Genomic DNA, 10,366 nt, shown 5'->3' with positions numbered 1-10,366 from the left:
CCGAGCTGGTAAAACAAGGGCCTGCCTGACGGCAGGCCCTAACCAGCCCGAACACAAAAAAACTGATACTCCCGCTTGCGCCAGCTCCAGCGTGCCATCTGAAGAACTGGAGTCGACGATCAGTGTATCGAAGCTCGCAGTCTGCGTAGCCAGCGAGTCCAGTAGACGTTCCAGATCCTTGCGTCCGTTGTAGGTCGGGATCACACAAGCCACTCTCAATGGCGCCATAACAATACTCCAGGGCGAAGTCCGGTTGCCCAACTTGTCAGCGATGTTGAGAGTAGCTCATGCGTGCCCGCCCAACCATTAATCCACTCAGCCCAGCACTTCACTCAACGGGATGAAGTTGACCCAGTCCCCTTCGGCCACGGTTGAGCCTTCACGCACTTCAATCAGGCCGTCAGCCCAGGCAGCGCTGCGCAATACACCCGAGCTCTGGTTGCGATAGGCCACGGCCCTGCCCTGTTCCAGACGCCCGCGCAGGTATTCGCGACGATTGCCCGGGCGCGTCCAGACGAACCCTGCGGGCACCGGAAACTGCAACGGCGCTACGTCAATCACACCTTGGCGACGCAGCAGGTAAGCACGCGCCAGCAAAGCGAAGGTGACCAGCGTGGAGGCGGGATTGCCGGGCAGGCCAATCACCGGTACGCCACGAAAATGCCCGAAAGTCAGCGGTTTTCCGGGCTTGATGGCCAGCTTCCAGAGCGTCAGTTCGCCTTCCTCACGCAATGCGTGACCAAGGAAATCCGCTTCGCCTACCGAGACGCCGCCCGTGGAGAGGATCAGGTCGACATCGTGCAGATTCGCCAGCGCAGTACGAGTCTTCGCCAGATCGTCCGGCAGGATGCCTGCATCCACGACCTCGCATTCGAGTCGCTTCAGCCAACTGCACAGCAACACCCGGTTGCTGTTGTAGATCTGCCCCGGACCCAATGGCTGACCTGGTTCAATCAACTCGTCGCCGGTGGACAGCACCGCGACACGCACCCGTCGGATCACCTCAAGCTCGGCGAGGCCCAACGAAGCGGCCAGGCCCAATTCAATAGGACCAAGCCGCGTCCCGGCCGCCAGTACGGTGTCGCCGACGCGGGTTTCCTGCCCCTGTGGGCGAATGTTCTGCCCAACGCTCAGCGGCTCGCTGAAGCACACGCGCTGATCCGCCAGCACCTCGGCGTTTTCCTGCATCTCGACGCAATCGGCACCTTCAGGCATCGGCGCACCGGTGAAGATTCGTGCACAGGTGCCAGGTGCCAGCGGCTCGGGTGCCTGACCGGCAAAGATGCGCTGGCTGACCGTCAACGGCTCGCCGCTCCAGTCCGCTACGCGCAGGGCATAACCGTCCATGGCGCTGTTCGGCCAGGGCGGCAGATCCAGAGTGGAGATCAGATCTACCGCCAGCACACGGCCTTCGGCATCGGCCAGCGGAGCACGCTGGCGATCAGTGATCGGCGTGGCCTCGGCCATCGCCAGCAGCCGTGCGATAGCCTCTTCGACAGGCAGCAAGGTTTTCGGCTCGTTGTTCATCAGCACTCAATCACGAGTCGCACAGGGCTCGGCCTGCTTGAGGTGCGGCACGAAGTTGCAGGGCCGGAAGCGCGAATCCAGTTGCTGGGCGAGAATCCCGTCCCACGCCGTGCGTACCGCATTGGTGGAGCCCGGCAGGCAGCACACCAGGGTGCCATTGGACAGGCCCGCCAACGCACGGGACTGAATGGTCGAGGTGCCGATATCCGGCACCGAAATCTGCCGGAACAGTTCACCGAAACCATCGACCTGCTTGTCGAGCAAACACGCCACGGCTTCCGGCGTGCTGTCACGGCCAGTGAAGCCAGTGCCGCCGGTGATCAGCACGACCTGCACCTGATCGTCGGCAATCCAGGTCGCTACCTGAGCGCGGATTTTGTACAGGTCATCCTTGAGCAGCACGCGCTCGATCAGGCCATGACCGGCGTCGGTCAGACGGTCGACGAACATTTGGCCCGAGGTATCGGTTTCACGGGTGCGGGTATCGCTGACGGTCAGCACGGCGATATTCAGGGGTACGAAAGGTGTGTCAGCCTTGGCTTTCATGGCCTCATCCAGTTGTTAAGGAAACAGGCCGGTGTTATATCACAGCACTCCTTTTGACTGCCCGCCGAGTGTTTGATGAATGTCCCTGCCGCACTGCCTCCCTGCTCTATCCTGCTGCTGGCCGGAGGTCGCGGGCAGCGCATGGGCGGGCGTGACAAGGGCCTGATCGAGTGGCAGGGCAAGGCGCTGATCGAGCACCTGCACCGGCTGACCCGGCCGCTGACCGACGACCTGATCATTTCCTGCAACCGCAACATCGAGCGCTATGCGCAGTACGCCGATCAACTGGTGCAGGACGACGATGCCGATTTCAACGGTCCTCTGGCCGGAATTCGCGCCGCCCTGCCACTCGCCCGGCATCAGTGGTTGCTGGTTCTGCCCTGCGACGTACCTTTGGTCGATGAACCGTTGCTGCAAGCGTTACGCGAAAAGGCTGTTGAATGCCCGGAGCGACCAATAATGGTGCGTGAAGGCCAGCACTGGCAGCCGCTTTTATGTATGATCCCCATCGCTCACGCCACAACGCTGGAAGCCGCATGGCAGGCCGGCGAACGCAGCCCGAGACGGGCCCTGGAACCGCTGCAACCAGTCGCCCTGCAACTGGAAGCTGGCGATCCACGCCTGGCCAACCTGAATACTCCCTGTCTGTTGACCGGGATCAGCGAAAACTGTGGCAAGTGACTGGCTATTGAACTTGCTGACGGTGTATACGGAACTTTGCCGACGGTGTATCCGTCTGAGAGTTCAGTAAATCAAGAATCCATCTGGAGACACAGTAATGAAACAACGGACCCTTCCCGCTGCCTTCCTGCTTGCATTGAGCATTGCCTCCCTCGCCGGCTGCGCATCGCCCACTGTGATCACCTTGAACGATGGTCGTGAAATCCAAGCTGTCGATACGCCAAAGTACGATGAAGAATCGGGCTTCTACGAGTTCAAGCAACTCGACGGCAAGCAGACCCGCATCAACAAGGATCAGGTACGTACCGTCAAGGATCTGTGATCCGGGCGTCGTGTGACTGATTTGAAAAAACCCGCCGAGTGCGGTTTTTTTTTGGCCGTCAGCCCGGCTTTACCGCTTACCAGCCGAGTTCAAGCAGGCTCTCGAACTGACGCTGTTTACCGCTGAGCGGGTCGATGAAGCGCAAGCCCTTGGCCAGCAGCTTCAGAGGGTTTTGATAATCGTCGACAGGGTTCTTTACCACGTCCGGGTAGAACGGGTCGTTGCAGATGCCCGCGCCCAGTGCCGCCATGTGCACGCGTAGTTGATGTTTCTTGCCGGTCACCGGATAAAGCCCGTACCGCCACAATTGATCCTGCCGTTCGAGCACCTCGATCTGCGTCCGGGTATTGCTCGCCCCTGCTCCTTCCTGCATGCGAAAGAATGGTTCGCCTTCGACCAGACGGCTTTCGTGCAAACGTGGAAACTCCTGCCCCGGCAACGCTGGCGCAATGGCTTCGTAGAACTTGTCGATCTGCCGGGTGGGAAACAGCGCCTGATAAGCCGAGCGCGTCTGCCGGTTGGCGGAAAACAGCACCAGCCCGGCGGTGTGCCGGTCGATACGGTGCAGCGGCACCAGATCGGGGTTGCCCAGGCGATGGATCAGACGGCGCAGCAACGTCTGCTCGACGTACTCACCTGCGGGTGTCACCGGCAAAAAGTGCGGTTTGTCCGCCACCACCAGATGCTCGTCGGCGTACAGAATCGTTTCGAGCACCGGGATCGGCGTTTCGTTGGGCACCTCACGGAAATAGTGAATGCGCAGGCCCTCGCGGTACGCAAGGTCAGGCGCGATGGCCTTGCCGTTTTCGTCCAGCACCCGTCCGCGGGCAATACGGTCCAGCCATTGTTCGCGGCTGATGGCGGTGAATTTCGCGCACAGGCAATCGAGCACTGTGGCCCACGCGCCTGGCGGCAGGTACAACGTGCTGGCTTGCTGCTGTGCGGCGCTGAAAACGGAATCGGGCATGTGCGGCGTGAACTCTGGCTGATCTGAAGCGGCTGGCCGTGGATTATCACTGATTAGGGCGATCACCGCACAATATCGCTGCATGGCAATCGCCTGCCACCTGCGGCACTATTAACCATCTGGTACATTCCGCTCAACACCTGCTCTGGACCGGGCAGTGGCACAAAAACAAGAGACGTATTCTATGACCCATGCTGAAAAAAAATCCGTTCTTGCCGGCCTGATCGGCTCGGGCATTCAGGCCTCTCGAACGCCCGCCATGCACGAGCACGAAGGCGACGCCCAGGGCCTGCGCTACTTGTATCGGCTGATCGATATCGACGCCCTGCAACTGGATATCAGCGCCCTGCCCCAGCTTATCGAAAGCGCACAAAACTGCGGCTTCACCGGCCTGAACATCACCTTTCCGTGCAAGCAGGCGGTTATCCCATTACTGGACGAGCTGTCCGCCGAAGCCCGCGGTATCGGCGCAGTGAATACCGTGGTGTTCAAGGACGGCAAGCGCATTGGTCACAACACTGACTGCCTGGGTTTTGCCGAAGGCTTCCAACGCGGCCTGGACAAGGCTCCACGTCAGCAGGTGGTGCAAATGGGCGCAGGTGGCGCAGGCGCTGCCGTGGCTCATGCGTTATTGAGCGCTGGCGTCGAATGCCTGACAGTATTCGAAGTCGAGCCGCAACGCGCCCAGGGGCTGGTGGACAACCTCAACGAGCATTTCGGTGCCGGACGGGCAAAGGTGGGTATCGATTTGCCTGCCGCTATGGCCGAAGCCGACGGCCTGGTCAATACCACGCCGGTCGGCATGGCCAAACTGCCGGGCACGCCGTTGCCGGTCGAGTTGCTGCGCCCTGAGCTGTGGGTCGCGGAAATCATCTACTTCCCGCTGGAAACCGAACTGCTCAAGCATGCCCGCGCGCTGGGCTGCCGCACGCTGGATGGCAGCACCATGGCGGTGTTTCAGGCAGTCAAGGCATTTGAGTTATTCAGCGGCCAGTCAGCCGATGCAGAACGGATGATGGCGCACTTCCATACGCTGTAAACCTCAGCGCTTGAGATAACGCAGCACGGCGTCGCAAATCATCGCCTTGTGACGCTGTTTGACCTCCTCGCTCCACAGCTCGATCTGGAAAATTTCGCTGAAGGTATGGCGGTTGGAGATCCGGTAGAAGCAGAACGAACTGATCATCAGGTGCAGGTCCACCGGATGAAGACCATCGCGGAACAAGCCACTGGCCTCGCCGCGTCGCAGGATTCCATCGAGCGCCCTGATGATATTCTGGCTTTGGCCTGGATCGAATCGGACTGTTTGACGTTCTCGCCGTAATGAATGTTTTCGATGCATACGATACGCACGAAATCGACGTTGCTGTCATGGTGATCGAAGGTGAATTCAACCACGCGATGAATCGCCTCGACAGGCTCCAGCTCACTCAGGTTCAGCTCGCTCTCGGTGTTACGAATCGCACCGTAGAGTTTTTCCAGCACTTCGACATACAGCTGCTCCTTGCTGCCGAAGTAGTAATAGATCATCCGTTTCGAGGTTTTAGTTCGCTCGGCGATGGCATCGACGCGCGCGCCTGTAAGACCGTGGGCAACGAATTCGGCGACAGCAGCCTGAAGAATATCTTCGCGGGTTTTTTCCGGGTTGTTCTTGCGGCCCTTGGGCACGGTAGCGGCAGGTTCAACGGCAACGGCGGAGTCGATTTTTTTCATTGTTGGCTCATGACCACGAGTAATGCGCGAAGTATGAAGCTGACCGCAGGCAGAGGGAAGCTGCGAGGCATTCGCACCCTCGCAGCAGCTCTGCAGTCGATCTCGCATTACAGCCGCGCCTGACGCGCTGCCACATTGCGCGCCTTGGCCATCGCCGCCAGACGCACCGGCACGTTGGCCGCGCCATAGCCCACGTAGCCATTCTTGCGTTGCAGGATCTCGAAGAAGAAGCGCCCGTCGAAGGCGTCCGTGTAGACGTGGAACAGCTCGCCGCCCTGCGCATCGCGGTCATAGAGCACGTTGTAATACGCCAGTTCGCTGAGAAACTCTTCATCGAAATCGAAGCGGGCTGCCAGGTCGTCGTAGTAATTGAGCGGGATATCCAGCAACGGCACCCCCGCTTCCTTGGCGCGGCTGACCTCGGCAAAGATGTCTTCACAGGAGAACGCAATGTGATGCACCCCAGAGCCGCGATAACTCGACAGCGCGTGGGAAATGGCCGTGTTGCGATTCTCGGAAGTGTTCAGCGGCAGGCGCACGGTACTGCAACGACTGCGCAGGGCACGACTTTTCACCAGACCGTAGGGGTCGGGCAGCACCACTTCGTCATCGGCCTCGAAATCCAGGATGCTTTTGTAGAACAGTACCCAGCTGTCCAGGCTGTCGGCAGGCAGCGCCGTGGCCATGTGGTCGATACGCTGCAAACCGCCCTTGGCAACCGCTTGCGGGTCGACGACAAAATCGCTGTCGTAAATCGATTCTCCGGGCCCAGCGCTATCAACCAGATAGATCAGGCTACCGTCGGGCGCGCGGACTGAAGGAATCTCCCGCTCATTGGGGCCGACCAGCCCGCGATACGGCTGGCCTTTGAAGGCCCGCGCACGCTCCAGCGACTGATGGCCGTCATCGACGCGCAAGGCAGTGGCGCACAACGACGGCCCGTGGGCCTCGAAAAAGCTATGGGCAAACGAATAGGGTTCGGCATTTAGCACAATCTTGATATCCCCCTGCCCCAACAGACTGACCGCCTTGGAGCGATGCTGACCCAGCCTGGCAAAGCCCAGCCGTTGCAGCCAGCCCGAGAGGCGCGCGCCGTGGCTCTCATCGACCGCAAATTCCAGAAACTCGACGCCGTTGTAAGTGCTGGCAGCGGGCGGGTTGAAAAGTATTTCAGGAACAGCGGCTGGCTCGTCACGCGCCATCAACTGGCGGGTTTTTTCTTCCAGATAAAGCAGCGAGCGCAAGCCGTCCGCCGCGTTGGCGCGAGTCGGGGCGGCACGGAAACCGTCGTTGAACACTTCCAGCAACAATGGGCCGGTGTAGCCGCTGCGCAGAATCGGCGCGAGGAAACCGGCAAGATCAAACTCGCCCTGACCGGGGAAGCAGCGGAAATGGCGGCTCCACTCCAGCACATCCATGGCCAGAATCGGCGCGTCGGCCATTTGCACAAAGAAGATCTTGTCACCCGGGATTTGCGCAATCGCGCTCGGGTCGCCCTTGAGTGACAAGGTATGGAAGCTGTCGAGCAACACACCCAGAGCAGGATGATCAACCTGACGCACCAAGTTCCAGACCTGTTGCCAGGTGTTCACATGCTTGCCCCAGGCCAGCGCTTCATAACCGACGCGCAGGTTACGGGCACCGGCACGCTCGGCCAGCAGGCTCAGGTCATCCAGCAGAATATTTTCGTCGCCCACCGAATCGGCAGACGCATTGCTGCAGACCAGCACCAGATCGGTGCCCAGTTCCTGCATCAGATCGAATTTGCGTTCGGCACGGTCGACATTGCGCTGCAGACGATCACGGCGGCAGCCTTCAAAATCCCGGAACGGCTGGAACAGGGTGATGGCGATCCCAAGATCGGCACATATCTGCCTGACGTTGCGTGGGCTACCGTCGTAATACAACAAGTCGTTTTCGAAAATCTCGACGCCGTCAAAGCCGGCTGCGGCGATGGCTTCGAGCTTTTCGGGCAGAGTACCGCTCAAGGATACGGTAGCAATTGAACGCTGCATGCTTTTCAGCTCCTGGATGAACGCGACCTGTTTCGGTCGCGACTGGACAGCACCGCATTCCTGGCCTTTCCCGGCCTTATTCAGAGGTGCGAGTAAAGTATTTGCCTGTCAAAATACTACAGCAACATAAAGTGTACGAACCGGTTAGTTTTACGTTCGATTATCGAACAAAAGCCGTTTTACTCAATTGACGCTGTACCGCGCAATGCTCAACATCAGCATCACATTGCAGGGTAGACCCGCAGTCAAACGTTTTGATCTTTTGCTTCATCAGCAGCAACCCATAACAATTCAAAAAACAGGAACATTGCTCATGTGCACCCTTCTCGCTTTGCTCGCCCGCTCGCCCGTCCGTCTCCCCAGACGTCAGGTTCAACGAACTCGTCCGGCCAAAAGCCCAGCGCGGATCTGCGTCGCCTGAAACATTCCAACACACTTGCGCGGCCCAACCTGTAAATTGTCGGCCCGACGGATCGTCTCGATGAAAGCCTGAGTCAACAGGCCAGTCGAATCACGGTTCTACGACTTCACTTTACCTGCACAACGCCTGCATCGAGTGGACTTCTCAGTCCGACTGTTGCCAGCAGCACAGTCCTGGAACGGATGGTTAGAACATCATGCTTAACACCCAGACCAACCCTGTCGCCCAGGCCGCCCGTGCCGGGATGGGCGAAAAGATTCGCGGCGCACTCGCCGTGGGCAAGACGCGCTGGGGCATGCTCGCCCTGGTGTTCTTCGCCACCACGCTGAACTACATCGACCGGGCGGCGCTTGGCGTCATGCAGCCCATCCTCGCCAAGGAAATGAGCTGGACGGCGATGGACTACGCCAACATCAACTTCTGGTTTCAGGTCGGTTACGCGGTGGGCTTCGTGCTGCAAGGCCGCTTTATCGACAAGGTCGGCGTCAAGCGCGCGTTCTTCCTCGCGGTGCTGCTGTGGAGCCTGGCGACCGGCGCTTATGGCCTTGCGACTTCCGCTGTGGGCTTCATGGTCTGCCGGTTCATTCTCGGCCTGACCGAGGCTGCCAACTACCCGGCCTGTGTAAAGACCACACGTCTGTGGTTCCCGGCAGGTGAACGTGCCGTGGCGACTGGCATTTTCAACGCTGGCACCAACGTCGGCGCAATGCTGACGCCGGCGCTGCTGCCGCTGATCCTTACCGTCTGGAGCTGGCAGGCGGCCTTTATAGCGATGGGTTCGCTGGGGCTGATCTGGGTCATCATGTGGCGTCTGAAGTACTACAACCCCGAAGAGCATCCAACCGTCAGCAAGGCCGAGCTGGATTATATTAATCAGGAAGTCGAACCTGCGCCGGTCAAGGTGCCCTTCACCGGCATTCTGAAGATGCGCGGCACGTGGGCGTTCGCGCTGGCTTACGCGATTACTGCGCCGGTGTTCTGGTTCTACCTGTACTGGTTGCCGCCGTTTCTCAATCAGCAATACAACCTGGGTATCAGCGTGACGCAGATGGGCATCCCGCTGATCCTGATCTGGCTGACCGCTGACTTCGGCAGCGTGGTTGGCGGCATTCTGTCCTCCTGGCTGATCGGGCGCGGCATGCGTGCGACCACTGCGCGTCTGCTGTCGATGCTGATCTTTGCCATCACTATCTGCAGCGTGGTATTCGCCGCCAACGCCAGCGGCCTGTGGGTGGCGGTACTGGCCATCTCGCTTGCGGTGGGTGCGCATCAGGCCTGGACCGCAAACATCTGGAGCCTGGTGATGGACTACACGCCCAAGCACATGATGAGTACGGAGTTCGGCTTCGGCGGCATGTGTGCGGCCATTGGCGGTATGTTCATGACCCAGATTGTCGGTGCGGTGCTGACCGCCACCAATAATAACTACAACGTGCTGTTCACCATGATTCCGGCGATGTACTTCATCGCGCTGATCTGGATGTACTTCATGGCTCCGCGCAAGGTTCCGACGCTCAGCGAGTAATCGTCTGACACCATCACAAAGGCCCGGCTCACTCAGTGACCGGGCCTTTTTGCTATCGTCCCCACGCTTTGCGCAGAGTGACTAAAAGTGCTCTCCCGGACGCCTCTCGTTCCTCACTCCGCGTGGGAATGCAGTTCGTGACGCTCCGCGTCACACAGCGGTTCTGCGATGTCAGGTGAACTGGTGTTCGACTCAGGTCACCTTTGTTATCCCGGACGCCGCTCGTTCCTCACGCTCCGCGTGGGAATGCAGTTCTTGACGCTCCGCGTCACAAAGCGGTTCTGTGGTTTCAGGTGGATTGAGGTTCGACTCAGGTCACCTTTTCGCCCCTCGGCGACTCACTTTGAGGGACCAAAGTGAGCAAATTTCTTCGCTCCTGTTTCCGGCCCGACTTCGTCGGGTTCCTTCGCCCTGTCACTGATCCGGGGGCCGCCGCAACGGGCCATCCTTGGCCCGATGCGGCTTGCTCGGCGTCCTGCCTCGCATCCCCCGGATCAGTGCCAGGACTCAGCCGTCACTAACGTCGCACTCTGCGTCGTCAGTGCCACCGCGATATGGTATGACCCCCGAAGGTTGGACGCAACCTTTGGAGGCGTCATGGGTAAATATACAGTGCAGGCAAAACTCGCAGCCGTGAAAGAATATTGTG

The 10,366-nt window shown here is 59.6% G+C and carries 9 protein-coding genes and 1 pseudogene; 4 read left to right on the top strand and 6 right to left on the bottom strand.

Annotation, left to right across the window (positions count from 1 at the left end):
- From AO277_RS07620 to moaB, 3 genes are all read right to left on the bottom strand, one after another.
- Window positions 1-228, bottom strand: a 228-nt coding sequence (locus tag AO277_RS07620) for a glycosyltransferase family 2 protein (protein WP_257214197.1), incomplete at its 3' end; no start/stop codon positions are given.
- A gap of 87 nt (window positions 229-315) precedes the next feature.
- A complete protein-coding gene (locus AO277_RS07615) occupies window positions 316-1,527 on the bottom strand; it encodes a molybdopterin molybdotransferase MoeA (RefSeq protein ID WP_044319856.1) in 1,212 nt (403 codons plus the stop codon).
- Between the two features lie 6 nt (window positions 1,528-1,533).
- The gene (gene moaB / locus AO277_RS07610) at window positions 1,534-2,073 is read right to left on the bottom strand and encodes a molybdenum cofactor biosynthesis protein B (RefSeq protein ID WP_044319857.1); all 540 of its coding nucleotides are present in this window, start codon (window positions 2,071-2,073) and stop codon (window positions 1,534-1,536) included.
- 75 nt (window positions 2,074-2,148) lie between these two features.
- On the opposite strand from moaB, the gene mobA reads away from it, so the two are divergent.
- A complete protein-coding gene (gene mobA / locus AO277_RS07605; protein WP_044319858.1) occupies window positions 2,149-2,754 on the top strand; it encodes a molybdenum cofactor guanylyltransferase MobA in 606 nt (201 codons plus the stop codon).
- A 97-nt stretch (window positions 2,755-2,851) separates the two neighbouring features.
- Window positions 2,852-3,076, top strand: a complete 225-nt coding sequence (locus tag AO277_RS07600) for a YgdI/YgdR family lipoprotein (protein ID WP_002553129.1) — start codon at window positions 2,852-2,854, stop codon at window positions 3,074-3,076.
- A gap of 76 nt (window positions 3,077-3,152) precedes the next feature.
- Here AO277_RS07600 and AO277_RS07595 read toward each other — a convergent pair whose 3' ends face one another.
- The gene (locus tag AO277_RS07595) at window positions 3,153-4,043 is read right to left on the bottom strand and encodes a pseudouridine synthase (protein WP_044319862.1); all 891 of its coding nucleotides are present in this window, start codon (window positions 4,041-4,043) and stop codon (window positions 3,153-3,155) included.
- A gap of 184 nt (window positions 4,044-4,227) precedes the next feature.
- On the opposite strand from AO277_RS07595, the gene AO277_RS07590 reads away from it, so the two are divergent.
- Window positions 4,228-5,082: a shikimate dehydrogenase gene (locus tag AO277_RS07590; RefSeq protein WP_044319859.1), complete on the top strand. Its 855-nt coding sequence runs from the start codon at window positions 4,228-4,230 to the stop codon at window positions 5,080-5,082.
- Window positions 5,083-5,085: 3 nt separating this feature from the next.
- Here AO277_RS07590 and AO277_RS07585 read toward each other — a convergent pair.
- Both AO277_RS07585 and quiC read right to left on the bottom strand, forming a co-directional pair.
- Window positions 5,086-5,756 (bottom strand): annotated as a pseudogene (locus AO277_RS07585) (TetR/AcrR family transcriptional regulator).
- Window positions 5,757-5,863: 107 nt separating this feature from the next.
- The gene (gene quiC, locus AO277_RS07580) at window positions 5,864-7,771 is read right to left on the bottom strand and encodes a 3-dehydroshikimate dehydratase QuiC (RefSeq protein ID WP_044319860.1); all 1,908 of its coding nucleotides are present in this window, start codon (window positions 7,769-7,771) and stop codon (window positions 5,864-5,866) included.
- 617 nt (window positions 7,772-8,388) lie between these two features.
- Between quiC and AO277_RS07575 the strand changes: the two genes are divergently transcribed.
- A complete protein-coding gene (locus AO277_RS07575; RefSeq protein WP_044319861.1) occupies window positions 8,389-9,717 on the top strand; it encodes an MFS transporter in 1,329 nt (442 codons plus the stop codon).
- Window positions 9,718-10,366: the final 649 nt, after the last annotated feature.

This window comes from Pseudomonas amygdali, from assembly GCF_002699855.1.
GTDB lineage: Bacteria > Pseudomonadota > Gammaproteobacteria > Pseudomonadales > Pseudomonadaceae > Aquipseudomonas > Aquipseudomonas amygdali.
Note: the sequence above shows the minus strand (reverse complement) of the source record. Positions and strands in the feature narration are given on the sequence as shown.